The organism is Nocardioides malaquae (assembly GCF_015070385.1).
GTDB classification, from domain to species: domain Bacteria; phylum Actinomycetota; class Actinomycetes; order Propionibacteriales; family Nocardioidaceae; genus Nocardioides; species Nocardioides malaquae.
In genome coordinates this window covers 1-230 of the sequence record NZ_JADCSA010001379.1, presented here as the reverse complement: position 1 = coordinate 230, position 230 = coordinate 1, and the positions used below count along the sequence as shown (strand labels likewise).

General features: G+C 47.8%; 1 protein-coding gene. It reads left to right on the top strand.

Annotated elements, in window-relative coordinates:
- Nucleotides 1-199: hypothetical protein (locus tag IEQ44_RS17550; protein ID WP_227487738.1), on the top strand; the 199-nt coding region annotated here is incomplete at its 5' end.
- Between the last annotated feature and the right edge of the window lie 31 nt (nucleotides 200-230).

Sequence of the window (230 nt, the reverse complement as noted above, 5' to 3'; positions counted from 1 at the left end):
GGTGCTCAACAGTTATTACAGTGGGTTAGACACACAGCCCGCCCACAGAGTAAACACTAGGCTACCAGAGATGATAGCAATGATGATGATCATGATGGTGATGTTGATGATGGTGGTGGTGGTGATGGTGGTGGTGGTGGTGGTGGTGGCCAGGTACTGTAGGCTACTATTGAACTTGAGCTACTACTATTGTACCTGATGCTGTCTGGCTCAATACAATAAAGCACCAC